The 16,012-nt window shown below is 64.1% G+C and carries 15 protein-coding genes and 5 pseudogenes; 7 read left to right on the forward strand and 13 right to left on the reverse strand.

The genetic code is table 11. The annotated features are described in order from the left end of the window. The 5 genes from OL599_RS24450 to OL599_RS24470 form a co-directional block, all read right to left on the reverse strand. The coding region (locus OL599_RS24450; protein WP_264716672.1) for an IS66 family transposase at nt 1-335 on the reverse strand (335 nt) is incomplete at its 3' end. Beyond that, nucleotides 304-810 carry an IS66 family transposase zinc-finger binding domain-containing protein gene (locus OL599_RS24455; protein ID WP_264716674.1) on the reverse strand — a complete coding sequence of 169 codons (507 nt, stop codon included), beginning with the start codon at nt 808-810 and terminating at the stop codon, nt 304-306. The genes OL599_RS24450 and OL599_RS24455, both read right to left, overlap by 32 nt. A 60-nt stretch (nt 811-870) precedes the next feature. Continuing rightward, complete coding sequence (gene tnpB, locus OL599_RS24460) at nt 871-1,236, reverse strand: IS66 family insertion sequence element accessory protein TnpB (protein WP_264716675.1); 366 nt, start codon at nt 1,234-1,236, stop codon at nt 871-873. Continuing rightward, nucleotides 1,224-1,682, reverse strand: a complete 459-nt coding sequence (locus tag OL599_RS24465; protein WP_264716676.1) for a transposase — start codon at nt 1,680-1,682, stop codon at nt 1,224-1,226. The genes tnpB and OL599_RS24465 overlap by 13 nt, the downstream gene beginning before the upstream one ends. Nucleotides 1,683-1,885: 203 nt before the next feature. Then, nucleotides 1,886-3,499, reverse strand: a complete 1,614-nt coding sequence (locus tag OL599_RS24470) for a S10 family peptidase (RefSeq protein WP_264716677.1) — start codon at nt 3,497-3,499, stop codon at nt 1,886-1,888. A 283-nt stretch (nt 3,500-3,782) separates the two neighbouring features. On the opposite strand from OL599_RS24470, the gene OL599_RS24475 reads away from it, so the two are divergent. Continuing rightward, a complete protein-coding gene (locus tag OL599_RS24475) occupies nt 3,783-5,126 on the forward strand; it encodes an IS1380 family transposase (protein WP_264716678.1) in 1,344 nt (447 codons plus the stop codon). 249 nt (nt 5,127-5,375) lie between these two features. On the opposite strand, the gene OL599_RS24480 is transcribed toward OL599_RS24475, so the two are convergent. Continuing rightward, on the reverse strand, nt 5,376-5,807 hold the full coding sequence (locus OL599_RS24480) for a hypothetical protein (RefSeq protein WP_264716679.1): 432 nt from the start codon (nt 5,805-5,807) through the stop codon (nt 5,376-5,378). Between the two features lie 36 nt (nt 5,808-5,843). On the opposite strand from OL599_RS24480, the gene OL599_RS24485 reads away from it, so the two are divergent. Together OL599_RS24485 and OL599_RS24490 are read left to right on the forward strand one after the other, a co-directional pair. Further along, a complete protein-coding gene (locus OL599_RS24485) occupies nt 5,844-6,137 on the forward strand; it encodes a DUF1330 domain-containing protein (RefSeq protein ID WP_264716680.1) in 294 nt (97 codons plus the stop codon). An 11-nt stretch (nt 6,138-6,148) separates the two neighbouring features. Continuing rightward, nucleotides 6,149-6,415, forward strand: a pseudogene (locus tag OL599_RS24490) (IS630 family transposase); the annotation flags it as partial. A gap of 328 nt (nt 6,416-6,743) precedes the next feature. Here the strand turns inward: OL599_RS24490 and OL599_RS24495 are convergent. From OL599_RS24495 to OL599_RS24515, 6 genes and pseudogenes are all read right to left on the reverse strand, one after another. Beyond that, nucleotides 6,744-7,853, reverse strand: coding sequence for an IS110 family RNA-guided transposase (locus OL599_RS24495; protein ID WP_264716681.1), 1,110 nt, complete (start codon nt 7,851-7,853; stop codon nt 6,744-6,746). 170 nt (nt 7,854-8,023) lie between these two features. Then, nucleotides 8,024-8,872: a carbohydrate ABC transporter permease gene (locus OL599_RS24500; RefSeq protein ID WP_264716682.1), complete on the reverse strand. Its 849-nt coding sequence runs from the start codon at nt 8,870-8,872 to the stop codon at nt 8,024-8,026. Beyond that, on the reverse strand, nt 8,869-9,720 hold the full coding sequence (locus tag OL599_RS24505) for a carbohydrate ABC transporter permease (protein WP_264716683.1): 852 nt from the start codon (nt 9,718-9,720) through the stop codon (nt 8,869-8,871). The genes OL599_RS24500 and OL599_RS24505 overlap by 4 nt, the downstream gene beginning before the upstream one ends. A gap of 106 nt (nt 9,721-9,826) precedes the next feature. Continuing rightward, nucleotides 9,827-11,065, reverse strand: coding sequence for an ABC transporter substrate-binding protein (locus OL599_RS24510; protein WP_264716684.1), 1,239 nt, complete (start codon nt 11,063-11,065; stop codon nt 9,827-9,829). Between the two features lie 146 nt (nt 11,066-11,211). After that, a pseudogene (locus OL599_RS26220) lies at nt 11,212-11,324 on the reverse strand (IS481 family transposase); the annotation flags it as partial. 46 nt (nt 11,325-11,370) lie between these two features. Beyond that, nucleotides 11,371-11,604: pseudogene (locus OL599_RS24515) on the reverse strand (ISAzo13-like element transposase-related protein); the annotation flags it as partial. A 152-nt stretch (nt 11,605-11,756) separates the two neighbouring features. Between OL599_RS24515 and OL599_RS26225 the strand changes: the two are divergent. From OL599_RS26225 to OL599_RS24530, 4 genes and pseudogenes are all read left to right on the forward strand, one after another. Further along, nucleotides 11,757-12,011, forward strand: a pseudogene (locus tag OL599_RS26225) (DinB/UmuC family translesion DNA polymerase); the annotation flags it as partial. Between the two features lie 157 nt (nt 12,012-12,168). After that, entirely contained in the window at nt 12,169-12,516 is a 348-nt protein-coding gene (locus OL599_RS24520) for a DUF4186 domain-containing protein (protein ID WP_264716685.1), read from the forward strand. After that, entirely contained in the window at nt 12,513-12,845 is a 333-nt protein-coding gene (locus OL599_RS24525; RefSeq protein WP_264716686.1) for an HU family DNA-binding protein, read from the forward strand. Before OL599_RS24520 ends, OL599_RS24525 begins: the two co-directional genes overlap by 4 nt. A 79-nt stretch (nt 12,846-12,924) precedes the next feature. Beyond that, nucleotides 12,925-13,446: a hypothetical protein gene (locus tag OL599_RS24530; protein WP_264716687.1), complete on the forward strand. Its 522-nt coding sequence runs from the start codon at nt 12,925-12,927 to the stop codon at nt 13,444-13,446. A 1,247-nt stretch (nt 13,447-14,693) separates the two neighbouring features. Here the strand turns inward: OL599_RS24530 and OL599_RS24535 are convergent. Then, nucleotides 14,694-15,839: pseudogene (locus tag OL599_RS24535) on the reverse strand (IS3 family transposase). Nucleotides 15,840-16,012: the final 173 nt, after the last annotated feature.

Raw genomic sequence — 16,012 nt, forward strand, 5'->3', positions numbered from 1 at the left:
GTGTAGCGGATTGCCTTGGCCAACGACGACTTCGCCGAGATCTCCTCGAGGCGCGCCATCAACCACGACCAGAATGCCGCCATCAGCGGCTTCGTCTCGGCCTGATGCACCGCGACGCGCTCCTGTGCCGTGCTGCCGCGAATACGCGCCTCGATGGCATAGATCTCGCCGATCCGGCGCAGCGCTTCCGCTGCCACGACATCCTTGGCCCGCGTTTGCACGTTGAAGAATTCCCGCCGTGTATGCGCCAGGCAGTAGGCGAGCGTGATCGCGCCACCCGGGCGGTTCGGCCGGGCCAGCTCGTCATATCCGCTGTAGCCGTCCACCTGCAGCACGCCGCGGAACCCGTCGAGATGGGTCCTGACAGCCATAGCGCGGGCGATGGATGCGCCTGACCCGGATGATCGCCGGGACGATGTCGAGCATCTCGCGGACGTCTTCGCCGATCCGATGCAGCGTGCCGTGGCAACACGGGCAGGCGTCGACCGCAGGCTCGATGACGACATCCTCGCGCGGCAGATGTTGGGGCAGGCCGCCGATGTTGCGCACCGGCTTCGGGCGTATCGACTGATCCCGCGGCTGCGGCTTCGTGTTCTCCGGCTCGGGCTCGACCGGTGCCGTCGAGAGATCCGCGAGCCCAAGCGCCAGCTGCGTCGCGGCAGCATCGAATTTTTTCGAGCGCGCTCCGTACAGCGCCCGCCGCAACGTCTCCAGCATCGCCCGCAGCTTGCCGTTCTCGTCGCGCAGCTCGACGATCATCTCGATCAGGATGTCGGGCTCACGCGACAATGGAGCAATGTCGGAGGCCATGCGGCGATGCTACCGAACCACATGGGCGTTTCGCCAGAGTTTCAGCTATGGACGGGCGCTTTATTCAGGCGGCATCGCGATCGCGCGGGCACCGAGCTGCGTCCAGTCCATGCCGGTGAACAGCAGCCGCAACTGCGCGGCGGTCAGCGTCACCGCGCCATCACGCACCGGTGGCCAGGTGAACGCGCCGGTCTCCAACCGCTTGGTGACGAGGCACAGACCGGATCCGTCCCAGACAAGCAGCTTCAACCGATCCGATCGCTTCGACCGGAAGATGAAGACGTCTCCGGTGAATGGATCAGATGCGAGCGCCTGCATGACCAGTGCCGCCAGCGAGTCCATGCCCTTGCGGAAGTCCACCGGCCTGGACGCCACCATGACCCGCAACCCAGGCCGCGATGAAATACCCAGGATCACGCGCGCCACCTGACATGCGCGAGCACCACGCGCAGTGTGCCGGCGTCGACCGGACCCGTGAACCGAATCCTCAGACCGCCGCTTTCAATCTCCATCGCGCTCGTCTCCGATGCCGGCGGCGAACCCGGTGTCGCAGTCGTTTTGCGATCCTCAAACGAAGCGCTGCCGCCGGCGATCGCCGGCACATCCTCGACGCAAAGCGGAACGAAGCCGTCTTCGCCATCCTCTGCTTGCCGGATCGCATGGCGCCGCCACGTCTGCAGCAAGCCGCGCGCGACACCGAAGCGCCGTGCCAGATTAGAGACGTTGACGCCGGGCCACATGCTCTCAGCCACCAGCGCCACATTCTCCGCATCCGTCCATCGCCGCACCGTCCCGGTGATCACCTCGATCCGGTGATATGCGTCACCTTCGTGCCTGTGCTGATGCATGGCATGATCACTGGCACTTTCCATCCCGACACCCCCGCGCCCACTCAAACGCCCTCAGTGTGCCGAAATCCCCGATGGTGCCGCGAGGTGATGGGCTCGCATCGGTTACACTCATGCCTGTAGCGCGACAATTAGGCCCCAATGAAGGCCGGTCGTGGTCAGACCATCGCCGCCATCGGGGACCGCGACTGGCGCCGTGGCCCGCTTGCGACCCTCCATGCGCTCCGTTAATAAGGTACGCGACTGAACCGCCGCTGGTATTCTGTCCCACTGATCCGCTTGTCAGCCTCCGGTGCCCGAAGCTCCGCAGCCGCAAACGAATGTGCTGTCGCGCCCTCGTAAAATTCTGCGAGGTCGGATTTCATCCCCGATCGTGACTTGTCGTCGAGATAGACCATATGCCCGGACGGATAGTTGTGGATCGTGAGATTGCCGTGGGCGTGCGGGCTCTTCAGCGGCATGTTTTCAAAGTTCAGGATCGTCTGGAAAAATGGCGTGACCGCATCGTAGTATCCGTTTGCGGAAAAGACCTTCAGATAGGGGTTCAACGTCATCGCGGCTGCGAGATCTCCCGCGGTGTAAAGGCTTCCGATGCCGCCCTTCTGTGCTCCTGTCGGGTCGACATGGCCGAAGTTCCAGTTAAGGAATGCCTGATCGTTGAGATCCATGAATGGCGACGTTGATGTGAACTTGAGTTCGTCATTGAGATACACGTTCCACATAACGGTGTAGACGCCGCCAATCGCTGTCATCGTCGGGTCGTTGCCTCCGGAAGCCGGGTCGACCGATCCTGCGATCCCGGTGTCCTCGGCGGTCACGCGGCCATCATAGGCCCCCACAGCTAAGCCAGCGTCCTGAAGCAGGCTTGTGAGGAACACGGTGCCGTTCCCCGTCGTGACGTCGAGTTGCCAATACTTCAGCACTATGGGCGGTATACCGACGAACTCGCTCAACGTCTGCAGGACGTTGGGGTTCACGTTCGGGAACGTCGCCAACGCAGATGCGTAGGGGCCACGGGAAAATGCCTCGACAGTGTTCATGAATGCAGGCAAATCGGAAGGCGCGGGCGAAACCGTCACCTTCTTATGGAACCACGCATCAGCCGCCAGTGTCGGCAGAAGACCGACCGCGTTGCTCGTCTGCGAATAGTCCAGAATCGAAGATTGCAGGACGACCCCGTTGAGATCGACCCCATCCTCGTGCAGCAACCAGGTCAGAACGCAAGTTCGAGGTGTTCCGTACGATTCGCCGAATAGGAACTTCGGCGAGTTCCAACGATTATATACCGATAAATACCGCTTCACGAACTGCCTTATGGAGCGGGCATCCTCGTCCACTCCCCAGAAATCCTTGTTCTTCCCGGGTGCGATTGCTGCCGAGTAGCCTGTACCGACCGGGTTTATAAACACCAGATCGGTCTGGTCGAGCAGACTGTCTGAATTGTCGACCATCGCATAGGGCGCGGGTGGCGTAAAATAGGGCATGCTCGTTCTGATCCGGCGCGGCCCGAACGATCCAAGCAACAGGAAGACGGACGAGGAGCCTGGACCGCCATTGTAGAAGAAGGTGACGGGACGCTTTGACGGCTCGGCGACGTCAGCGGTGAACGAGACGTAGAAGATCTTCGCGGCCGGCTGTGCGCTGTATTGATCGACCGTGACAAGATGACCGGCCCTCGCAGTATAGGCGATCTTCGTCCCATTGATTGTCGCCGTATGTTGTGTGACAGCGGCATTCTCGGTGGTATCGTTGACCGAATCGTCTTTCCCGGAACCATAGGGAGTTGTGTCCAGGAGTGACTGACCCGGCGGGCTCTGCTGCGAAGAAGGTTTCTCGTCCATCTCTGATCTCCGTTGTTTTTGCCTCACATATGGAGCTCTTTTATTCAGATTTTGCAGATGGTTTCCTATGTGGTAAGGCCCTTGAGGGTCTTCAGTCGGCGGGCGACATTGTAGGCGCTGACGAAGTTAGCCGGGATTGCTGCCGCTGGTGCCGTCCCTAGCCTGTCTTATTCACGGCATGGCTGGGGTTCGACTGGCGGGTGTCGCGTAAGCTGCTGATCTTGTTTACGGATTGGGTATCGAAGCCATCCTGTCCACACGATCATGCCGAGCCACACCCGCCATGCCCGACGATACGATCGAGCCGTTCGGCTTTCCAGCCATCGGCCGCAAGAAACTGACCGCGGCGTTCGACGGCGGACGCATCACCTCCGATGGTGGTGTCATGCTGCTGGCCGCCGCGGAACGCCGCATGGGGATCGCCGAGAGGCTCGCACGGCTGATCAGCGACCCGCGCAACCCGCTGTTCGTGCGGCACAGCGTCGCCGATATCCTGCGCGCCTGCATGCTCGCGATCGCCTGCGGCTACGAGGATGCCGACGACCTCGATCATCTGCGCGACGATGCCGGCTTCAAACTGGCTTGCGGACGCCTGCCAGACAGCGCCCGCGATTTGTGCGCCCAACCGACGGTGTCACGTTGGGAGAATGCGTCCGGCCTGCGCGAGGTGGTGCGCATGGCCTACGCCATGGTCGACATCTATTGCGCCAGCTATCACCGCCCACCGGCCGCCGTCACGCTGGACATCGATGACACCGTCGATGTCGTGCATGGACATCAGCAGCTCTCGCTGTTTAACGGCCATTACGACGAGCGCTGCTTCCTGCCGATCCATGTCTATGACACCGCCACCTCGCGCCCGATGGCGATCCTGCTGCGGCCCGGCAGGACGCCGTCCGGTCACGAAGTGCGCGCCCATCTGCGGCGCCTGCTGCGCCGCATGCGCAGCCATTGGCCGACCACACGGTTGACCATTCGCGGCGATGGTCATTATGCCCGACCCGAGGTGATAGCGTGGTGCGAGGCCAATGCCGTGGACTTCATCTTCGGCCTGCCGGGCAATGCCGTCCTGAGCCGACTGGTCTCCGTGGCCGCAGACGATGTCCGGGTCGGCCGTGCCGAGGCCGCAATTCCGGTGCTTCGCCGCTATGCCGAGACCCGGTACAGCGCCAGGTCCTGGACCCGCGAGCGTCGGGTGGCGGCCAGGATCGAGGCCAGCACGCAGGGGTTGGACATCCGCTTCGTGGTGACCAATCTGGCAAAGGGCGACGCCGAATGGCTCTACGACACGGTCTACTGTGCGCGCGGGCAGGCCGAAAATCTGATCAAGCTGCACAAAAGCCAACTCGCCTCCGACCGCACCAGTTGCCGCTCGGCGCTCGCCAATCAGGTGCGCTTGTTGCTGCACACCGCCGCCTACTGGCTGATGCTGACGGTGCGCGATGCCATCCCCGAACCGCACGCGCTGGCCGGCGCCGAGTTCACCACGCTACGGATGCGCCTGCTCAAGATCGCCGCGCACATCACCGAGACCGCCACGCGGGTCCGGATTGCCTTTGCCGCGGCCTGCCCCGAAGCAGCCCTGTTCCGTGGCATCGCGCTCAGCTTCCACCCCGCCGGACCCTGACGCTGCGGGACGTAGCGCTCCCGCACCCATCCGATCCCGCAACTCCAACGCCCATCACGTCAGCACCACAACGGCGATGCAACAGGCGCCTAGTCCACCTGCGTCCCAGGCTCAGACGGCAAAGAAAACGTCAACGCTGTGAATAGGACGGGCTAGTGGTGCATGCCAGACAGATGAGGCCCTCCGAATGGCCGATCGGCCGGGCTTTTCGGGCCACGCCGGTGGGTATCATCCATCGGGCGTGCTGCACTAGATGGCAGGAGCGGGGCTGAACCCGGCCTCGGCGATCACGCGACGGATGTCCTCCCCCTCCGGGAAGTCCTCCAATAGGACGTCGATGGCCACCAGTTTGCCGGGCTTCAGGACGAGTTCGCCGTACTTCGGCGTCTGGCAGACCAGGAACTGCCAACCGAGCATCATGAGCTCGAGGACCTCCTCGTCAGCGACCACAGGATCCATGATCAGCTGCGGCAGCGCCTTGTGGTACGTGGCGGACCGGAACCGCCGGACATAGATTGGGAAGTCGGCCCGGGCGCCGGGGTCGCCGTTCACAAGCATCGTCTTCAGCTTCGCTGCGGTGGCCCCGTCGAGCCGACCTTCTGCGCGATTTTCATCGCGACCTGGGCGCTCCCCAACGTAGTGTCGCTCCTGACAGAAACTGACAGAGACAGAGGCCATCATCATCACACCTCACCAAGGCTGAAAGGATGCTCTCCGATGGTTGCCTACGTCGTCTTCACCCGCGAAAAGATGCGTAATAGCGCCGAATATGAGCGGTATCGGGAAAAATCGCGGCCCGTGAATGCGGGACATCCCGTGAAGCCGCTGGCGCTCTACGGAAACCACGAAACGCTCGAAGGTCCGGCGATACAGGGCGCGGTCATCCTGGAGTTTCCCACCATGGAGGCCGCGAGAACTTACTACCACAGTGAGGCTTACCAGGAGGCCGTGCGGCATCGCTTTCTTGCCGCCGACTACCGCATGTTCATCGTCGAGGGAATTCAAAGCTGAGCATCTCTCCGCGCGAGTGGCTCGACCGCCATACACGCTTCACTTTCCACTTCACGCCTACCTCCTGCTCCTGGCTCAATGCCGTGGAGGGTTTCTTCGCCAGGCTATCGAAGCGACGCCTCGAGCGAGGAACCTTCCACTCACTCGTCGACCTCCACGCAGCGATCAACCGCTACCTTGCCGAGCACAACCAGCAGCCCAGGCCGTTCACCTGGACCGCCGTTTCAAATAAGATCATCGCCGCTGTCAAACGAGGGCACCAAGCGTTAGATTCTATCCACTCTCATGTTCGCCACTTCAAGATGCAGGCGCAGAAATCTGTTGCTCTGTGGCGGAGCCCGTCAGAACAGCCTCCGCTGGGAAAGGCAGGAGGCACGACCATGAGACGACGGTTGATCATGCTCTGATGCGCGGGTTGGTTACCGCCGGACCGGTGATGCGTCGCGGAGCGTCCTCTGTCTAGGGGCCAGCGCCGGATGACATCCGGCTGGTAGTGGATACGAGGGTTCTCCTGGCCGTGACCGTGCCTGCAGCCTTGCCCAGCTTTGGATGCGTATGTGTGGTGGGCGATCTCCTTGCGGTGGTGTTGTGGTCGGTCCCGGCGGGTCACGTGCCGTTTGGTTGTGCCTGCTTGGCGATGGCCCATGCGAAGCCCGCCAATTCGCGCGCGATCGCAGCGGTGATCACGGTCGGCGGTTTGCCCGCGCGGGCAAGGGTGCGGTATCGCCGACACAGTCGTTCCTGCGCTTTCCATGCGGCGTCGCGGATCGGCTTGGCCAGACCCTCCTGCCGGAGCAACTGCTCTCGGCTGATCCGGGCGGGGAACCGATAGCTCCAGGCGGCCTCGATCAGGACCCTGCGCGCCGCCCCGTTCCCGGCTTTGGTGAGGTCGCCCTGGCGCCGGGTGCCGCCGCTGGAGCGCTCTGATGGAACCAAGCCCAGATACGCCATGAGTTGGCGTGGATTGGCAAAGCGGGTGATGTCGCCGAGTTCGGCGACCAACGTCACCGCTGCCACCAGCGCCATGCCGCGCAGAGCTTGCAGCGCCCGCACCACCGGCGCGAGAGACCAGTCCGGCAGCACCGCTTCGAGGTGCGCTTGCAGGCGGTCGCGTCGGGCCATCGCCGCTTCGACCGTCGCGATGCAATCCTCCAGGACAATGTGATGCGCTGCCTGCTCGAACCTCAATCCGGCCAACCAGCGCCGGTGCATCAACGTCCAGGCCGGTCGGTTGTAATGATGGCCTTGCCGCAGCAGGAACCCGGATAGCTGCTGCCGGGCCTGACGCAGCGTGCGTGCCGCCGCTAGACGCGCACGGACGAGGTCACGGATCGCTTCATGAACCCGATCCGGGATCCACACAGGTGTCAGTTCACCGGCCCGATGCAGCCTGGCGAGGTTGATCGCATCCCGTCGGTCGGTCTTGATCCGCTCACCCGGCTTGCGCGGAACCAAAGATGGCGCAACGACGACGCATTCGTGACCTGCCGCGGCCAGTTGTCGCTGGATGCCATAACCGCACGGCCCGGCCTCGTAGCAGAACCGCAGCACCGCTCCTGGCTTCGCCAGCCTGTTCGTCAACGCCTTCAGGGCCGTCGGCGTGTTAGCGATCGTGCCGTAGTCCCGGACTTCGCTCCGCTTGCCCGCGTCAGCAAGCGCAACTGCAATCGTCTCCTTGTGCACATCCAGGCCGACGTAAGTGATAGGCTGCTCCATGACCCGTCTCCTATGCATGAGGATCGGCGCCGGTCATCCGGCGTAACCCTCGAAAACCTGCATACTGTGAGACGGGTCGCCCCTATCTCAGGCGAACATCTGGTCTAGCTCCTGTTTGAGACCGTGACTCACACGCGCCGACGTCTCCGCCTCGCGCGATCACGGTCTAGCTACTTCACCGCGCCCAGTGTCAGCCCCTGCACCAACCAGCGCTGCAGCACGGCGAACATCACCGCGACCGGGAGGGTGGCCAGGAGGGTCGCCGCCATGACCTGGTTCCACTGCACGCTGTAGCGGCCAGCGACCAGGTTCACCACCCGCAGCGTCAGCGTGAGCTTGGACGGATCGCGCAGCATGGTCAGTGCCACCGTGAACTCGTTCCAGCTCGCCACGAATGTCACGATGGCAGTCACCGCGATGGCGGGAGCGGCCACTGGAAGGAAGATGCGCAGTACCGCGCCGGCCCGGTTGCAGCCGTCGATCCAGGCAGCTTCCTCCAGGTCGCGCGGGATCGTCGCGAAATACGAAGCGAGCATCCAGGCCGCGAAGGCGATGTTGAAGGCTCCGTAGATGATGATGACGCCAAGCCGCGTATCCACCAGCGTGCCGTCGCCGAGCGGGATCGCGGCCGCCATCCGGAATAGGCCCAGCACGAGCAGGATCGGCGAGAGCATCTGGGTCACCAGCAGGAACTGGCGATACAGCCCCCGCCCGCGAAATGGCAGGCGCGACATGGCGTAGGCCGCCGGTAGCGCAACCGCGATGGCCAGGAATGTGGCGAGGATGCTGATGACCAGGCTGTTCAGCAGCGCCGTGCCGAAATCCGCCGCCTGCCACATGTCCGCAAAATTCTCCCAGGCAAGGCGCGTCGGCAGCCAGCGGGGCGGATAGGCCAATACCTCGTCGATTGGCTTGACCGCGGTGGACAGCATCACCGCGAAGGGAAACAGCACCAGCACCACGATCGGCGACAGCGCAAGCCAGCACCAGAGGCTCCGGCGGACAGTCTTACGGCTCATGCCGCCTCCCGGCTCTGCATGCGCACATACACCATGGTGAAGGCAAAGACGATCACCAGCATGGCGAGCGACACCGCCGCTGCCATGCCCGGGCGGCCAAGGCGGAAGGACAGTTCGTACAGATACGTGACCAGGATGTGCGTCGAGTTGTCCGGTCCGCCCTGTGTCATCACCCAGATGATCGGGAAGGAGTTGAACACATAGATCACGTTCAGCACGATTGCGATGTTGAGGAAGCCGCGCATCAGGGGCAGCGTGAGAAGTCGGAACGATTGTGTTCGCGTTGCGCCGTCGATCGCCGCCGCTTCATAGATGTCGCCGGGAATGGACGACAGGCCGCCGAGGAAAATCGTAACGGTGAAGGGGATCGAGACGAGAATGCCGACGGCGATTTCCACCGGAAAGGCGGTCTGGGGCAGCGCCATCCATTGCACGGGGCCGGAGAGTAGCCCGAGCGACTGCAGGGTCGTGTTGACCATGCCGTGGTTGCCGTCGAACGACCACAGCCAGACGATCGCGGCCATCGACAGCGACACGGACCAGGGCAGCATGACGATGGTACGCGCGAGGCCGCGGCCCCAGAAATCCTGCTGGAGGACCAGCGCCACGGGCATCGAGATCAGCACCGTGCCGCCGACAACCGCGACCGTCCATTCCAGAGTGCGGACCAGGGCAGCGACGAACACCGGGTCGGCAAGCATGCGGCTGAAATTGCCCCAGCCCACGAAGCCGCGCACCTGTCCGAAGCGCGAAACATCGGCGACGGACAGACGCATGATCTCGTAAAGCGGATAGCCGATCACCGCGAAGGCGAGCACGAGGCTTGGAAGCACCAGCAGCCATGGCATTGCCGGCTGCGACAAGCGCCGCGCGATCAATAGCGGGTCCGTCCAGGCAAGATGGTAAGCAGAGCAACCCGCCGGGAGCACCCGGCGGGCCGATAGTCGTGCAGCGTCACTTGCCCAGGGCCTGGTCGGCCTGGTCGGCGGCTGCCTTCAGCGCGGGTTCGGGCTGTGCCTTGCCGACATAGACCGACTGGACCGCATCAGAGACGGCCTTGGCCGTATCCTCCCAGCCGGTGACGGTCGGGGCGAAGTGCGCGTTCGGCAGCAGGCTGACGAACGTCTGGAGGCGCTCGTTGCCGGTGAAATACGGGTCCGCGGCCTCGGCCTTCGTGGTCGGCAGGAAGCCCTCGCCCTTCGTGAACTCCACGCGCGGGTCCTTGGTAAAGAGGAAGTCAAGGAACTTCCACGCAGCCTGCTTCACCTTGGAGTTCTTGAACAGCACCACGGAGTCGGTGACGGCATAGGTGGCGTTCTGGGTCGCCTTGGGTACCGGCGCGATGCCGTAGTTCAGATTCGGCGCCTCCTTGGCGATCTGGTTGATCAGGAAAGGCGCCGTGATCATCATCGCCACGCGGCCCTGCTTGAAGAGATCCTGCAGGTTCTCGCGCGAGTAGCTGGTCACGCCGTCCTGGGTCAGCCCCTTGTCGATGAGCGACCTGTAGAGGGTGAGCGCCTTCACGCCGGCGGGGGAGGCAAAGGCGGCCTTGCCATTCGACCCCACCACATCACCGCCATGCGTCCACAGCGCGTAGTACCAATAGACGTCGGTCTCGATTTCCTTGCCCTGGATGCCGAAACCGGCAATGCCCTGGGACTTCAGCTTCTCCGCATCGGCGACAACCTCATCCCAGGTCGCAGGCGCGCTGGCGACACCCGCCTTCGCCAGCAGGTCCTTGTTGTAGTACATGGCACGGGCAGAAGCGGCGATGGGCAAGCCGTAGGTCTTGCCGCCGATCTCGCCCGGCTTGAGGAAGGCGCCGATGAAGCGGTCAGTGAATGCCGGGGACATGTAGCCGTCCAGCGGCTCGGCCTGGCCGTCCTTCACGAAATCCAGCAGCCAGCGCGTGCCGATGATCGAGATGTCGGCGTTGGTTCCGCCGGAGATGTCCGTCTGGAGCTTCTGCAGAAGATTGTCCCAGTTGACGACCTCCACCTTCACGTCGATGCCCGGGTTCGCCTTGTGGAACTCCGACGCCATCTTCTCGAAATACGGGCCGGTCGCGGCGCTGTAGTAGGCGGCGGTGATACGCACCGTCTCGGCTCGCGCAGCCGGGGCGGTCGCGGTCAGCGCCCACAGCGTGAGCGCAGCGGCGGTACCTTTCAGGATCGCGAATGGACTGGTCTTCATGTTCGTTCTCCCTGTAAGCCAGCCGGAGGTTAGCCGGGTCGTGGCGGACACGCATCAAGTAAAATGTGGCAGTAGTGACTGCGCCTGACAGTCGTTCGATCTGGCGCGGTGGGTGTCCGCCGGATCGAGACTGTAGATTGCTTCCATCAGGCGGCGCTTGTCAGGGTCTGCTTTTCGCGCGCGACGTGGACGGTGTCGAGAAAAGTCTGATTGGGGTCTTGCCGAAGCACCAGCGACCCTGGTGGGTGCGGTGCTCGTTAGCGCCCATCATCCGATACTCTATGGCATGAAAGCTGACAGAACCCTGTGATCAGCAACCGTGTTGCGGTGGGATAGCGGGCTGCGCCGAGGTCGTGCCACCAACGCCGGGTGCTCTCGAGCGCGAAAGTCGCCGTGTCGTGGTTGATACCGACGTTGACCCGTCCGGCATTGGCGACAATGTCGTAGACCCCGTAGGGCACCGCCTTGCCGAGCTCGGGGATGACGAAGTCGTGCACCCGGACCAGCTCGGGATTCCCCCTCGGGCGTAGCTCACGGCCAGGACGGCCGCCCGGTGAAGGCGGGCCGAGTACGGAAGTCCGTTGGCGCCGAGACCACGTTCGAGCGCGATCTCGAGCGTTGGGACGAGGTCGTGCCGGCCCTGGAGCCGGTCGTCACCAAGGTCTGAGCGGCCTGCGCGCGGGGCGGCCATGCGGGGCGGACAGTGACGGTGAAGGTCAAGTACGCCGACTTCCAGCAGGCCACACGGAGCCGGTCTTGCGCCGAGGCGATTGGCTCGCAGAAAGAGCTCCGGCAGCTCGCCCTCCAGCTGCTGCGACCCCATTCTCCACCGCCGCGTGGCGCGCGGCTTCTCGGGGTTACGATTACCAATCTGGAGGCCACGGGGCAACGGAGCCAGGCACAGCTGGCGTTCGTGCTTGACCGGGCCGTTCCCGACGCCTCGTAGGCGGGGCAGAGATGCGGGAACTCGATGACGTTTCGCCGGATTGTCGACCTTGGCCTTCTGTCAGCGTTTCAGGCTGGCGGCAGGCGAGCAGCGCTATCTAGCGGATAAGGATCTCGAACTCGTGCTGGAGCACGCGAGGGAAATCATGGATTAGCATTTGGCCCTTGCACGGCCGCTCGACGACGGCAAGCAGACGCCCTTCCGCGGCCATCCGGTGTTCGTGGCTCAACACGCCACGGCGACGTGCCGCCGCGCGAAATGGCACGACATTCCATCGGACCGGCCGTTGAGTGTTGATGAGCGAGAGAGGGTGATGGCCACCTTGGGCCCGTGGTTCCGCGCTCAGTGTCGTGGGGCAGGAGAGGTCAGTGCTGTTGAATTGTTATGCGGGCGATCTGGGACCTTCACGGCATCGAATATAGCTTGGAGTAGGGACGGCCCACACGGCGAGGAGGCGGCCGACGAGGAGAGCTCGTGCTGGACTGACCCGCCATCCTGTGGGTGACATCTGGTCGCAGGCGTGCTTTCTGGCGCCCCACCCAACACAGGAAGACCAGCGTGAAAACAGCGGAACTGATTGATCACGTGGCGAGCGCGGCCAGCGTGGAAAAGAGCGCGGCGAAGAAGGCCGTCGAGGCGATGCTCACCGGCATCGTCGACGCCGCCAAGAAGGGCGAAGAGGTCAATCTTCTCGGCTTCGGTAAATTCAAGGTGAAGGACAGCCCGGCGCGCCAGGGTCGCAACCCGGCCACGGGCGAGACGATCGAGATCGCCGCATCACGCAAGCTGGGCTTCACCCCGGCGAAGCAGGTGAGGGACGCGCTCGCCGGGTGACGCTCGCCGACGGGAATCGACCTGGGGAGCTGGTCTTGAGGGAGCACTCCATACCTTTGGTGCAGAGGAGCTGAGAACCATGGCGCGGAGCGTCAAAGCAACGAAGACCACGAAGCCGACCACCAAGGGGCGTATGCCGGGTCCCGTGGTCGCCACAGCCACAAAGACCAGGGCAAAGGCCAGAGCGCCCAAGGTCACCAGAGCCGCCGCCGCTCCGAAGCGAGCGTCGGTCGCGCCGGCTCCCGCTCCGAAGGTCAGCAAGGACGAGCTGCGCGCGCGCGTGGAGAAGCTGGAGAGTGCGAACGCGACGCTGCGCACCAAGAACAGAGAGGCTGGCCGGACAGGCAAGACGGCTGCTGCTCGGATCACAGAACTTGAAGAGCAGGTGGGGCGGCTCGAAAAGCAGCTGGCCGCGCAAGCGACCGCTTCTGGAGGTGGTCGCCCAGCGTCGTCACCCAAGGGTCGCCGTGGTGCACGGCGCCGCGAGATTGACCCGGGGGACTCGGTGCCGCCGGGAGTCGCCGTCGGGGAACCCGCGCCGCCGGATCTGGAGGCCGAGACCGCCCGCGAGAACCTGGAGGCACATCTCGGGGGCGAGTAGCGCCCAACCTGTCCAGGGGTTGACGAACACCGGCCGGGCAACTGGACATCGGCTTTCACGATGACGGAGCGCGTGGCCGTTTGGGTGCCTGCAACAGGTTTCTTCTCCCCGCCGTCGCGGCATACATTGTGCGGCGAGAGACAGGATGTTGCGGCACCCACCCTGATTGTCGGCGCGCAGGCTGGCCATGAGGTCGATGGCGGAGCGCTTTGTTCGTGCTCCCGTTAGCCGCTGCGGGAACGTCTCCAGCACACCCGGACTGCCCACCACGCCGACGACCTCGCAGTCTTTATCCGGATGCAAGGCCATGTGCCGGCGTTACGGAACTCGGCGCGACCCGCCACCCGTCCTGAGCGGGCGGCCGAGTTCTGTGTAATCCTTGAGGATGTTATAGATGGCCCGGTCGAACTCGTCCGAGTGCTCGGGTCGTGGGTGCCGCAGGATCGCGTCGACACGCTAATCGAGTAACAGCCGGAACTCATCGGCCAGCAGCTTCCGCGGCCTGGCGCGGCAGGGTTTGCCCGGTCGACGATGATAGCAACGATGAGCAAGTGGGGGCGCCCGGAAGCGGCCCCCTGGCCGGCTCACACATCGGACGTTTCCGGTTTCTCCCGCCACCCGGTGATGACAATGCGGCCCGAGACGCTGATCTGGTCGTCGATCACGAGGTCGAACCCGCCGCCGTTCCGGTGCGGGCACACGGCTCCGGTTTCGTGCCAGAGGGCTTTGCGCTCCCTGCCCTATTTCGGCTTGGTGACGACGTAGGCGATATGGGATGGCTTGCTCATCGTATCCTCTCCTTCGCTGCTGGAGGCCGCCACAACGGGGCCTCGATGCAGCGTGTCGACGGCGCGGGGCCATGCCGGCGGACGGATGAGGCGCGGAGGGGGATCGCCCGGCTCGGCAGGGCGCTGAGCGGCCGAAAGCTGGGGAAGCCACGCCGAAGGCACAGCCCCTGTCCCAAAGCGGTGGGGTGCGCCGTAAGGCGCGGGTTCCTTCGTGGCCCTGAGCGGTCGGCAGTGAGGGACAGGATGAGTGGAAGCCGATATCCGTCGCGGGAGAGTGCGCCGGACACTGGCCGCGGCGATGACACAGCGCGGGTACGGCCGCATGTGCGCAGCGGCGTATCCGCGCCGACGCTCAGCGAGGCGGACGCCCCGGCTGCAGGAACGCCTCGTCCCCGCGCTGAGCGAGGTTTCGGCTGCACTCGGTGTGGACATGCTTCGCTTTAGTGGAGAGGCCTTGGTTCAGTTGGTTGCCATCTTCTCGAGCTGGGCTGGGCTTGTGAAGTCGAGCGCGGAATGCCGCCTGACGGGGTTGTAGAACCCGTCGATATAGCGGGCGATGGCCTGTTCAGCGTCCAGACGGGTCTCGAAGACGGTACGCCAGACGAGCTCCGACTTCAGCGTCTTGAAGAACGTCTCGACCATGCTGTTGTCGTAGCAGTTTCCCTTGCCGGACATCGAGATCAGGATGCCGTGCTTGCCGAGTTCGGCCTAGTAGTCGATCGAGCAATATTGGCTGCCGCGATCCGAATGATGGAGCAGCCCTGGACCGGGACGGCGCATGGACAGGGCCGTACGCAGGGCAGCAAGAGCCAGATCCCGATGTAGCCGGTCACCTGTCGCCCAGCCGACAACCCGGCGTGCGAACAGGTCGATCACGACCGCCAGATACAGCCAGCCTTCGCGGGTCGAGACGTAGGAGGTGTCGGCGCCCCACTTCTCGTCAGGCCGCGGCGAAGTCCTGGTCGAGCAGATTCGGGGCGATCGGCCAGGCGTGATGGCTGTCCGTGGTCCGCTTGAACCGCTGCTTCTGTCGGGCTCTGAGGCCGTTCTCTCGCATCAGGCGGGCCGTCCGGCGGCGGCCGACGGCAAGGCCGCTGGCCTGCAACTCCCGCGTCATCCGCGGACTGCCATAGGTGCCGTTCGACAGGGCGAGGGCCGAACGGACATGTGCCAGCAGCACCATATCGTCGTGCTGGCGGCGGCAGGCCAGGCGACCCTTCCAGGCAAAATAGCCGCTCTGGCTGACGCCCAGGACGCGGCACAGACGATGAACGGGGAATGCCGTTTTCGCCGCATCGATGAGCGCAAACCTCATCGACTTCCCTCCTTGGCGAAAAAAGCGGTGGCCTTCTTCAGGATGTCTCGCTCCTGCCGGAGGATCTCGTTCTCCCGGCGCAGCCGTTTCAGCTCGGCCGCCAGATCGGTCTCTGCCGACCCACCGGGATCATCAGCCTGGCGCTCCCGGCTCCGGCCGATCCATCGGACCAGTGTCGAAAGGCCGATCCCAAGATCCCCGGCGATCTCACGCTGCGTCCGCCCGCTCATCAGCGCCAGCGGCACCGCTTCGTCCTCAAACTGCTTGGTAAACCGTCGTTGCTGCGTCATGGAGGTCCGCATGCTTCATAGGGAACCCCCACTTTTCCGAAGCAAGTCCACTCGGTCGATCCCGAGATCTGGTAGATGATGCCATTGGCGGCCGAGACGTCACTCCGCCCGCCTGGCGGAAGGGTGACACGCACGGTCCTGAAATAGAGCGGCGTGTCGGCGACCGTCGGGAC

Source organism: Limobrevibacterium gyesilva, assembly GCF_025989185.1.
Lineage (GTDB): Bacteria > Pseudomonadota > Alphaproteobacteria > Acetobacterales > Acetobacteraceae > Limobrevibacterium > Limobrevibacterium gyesilva.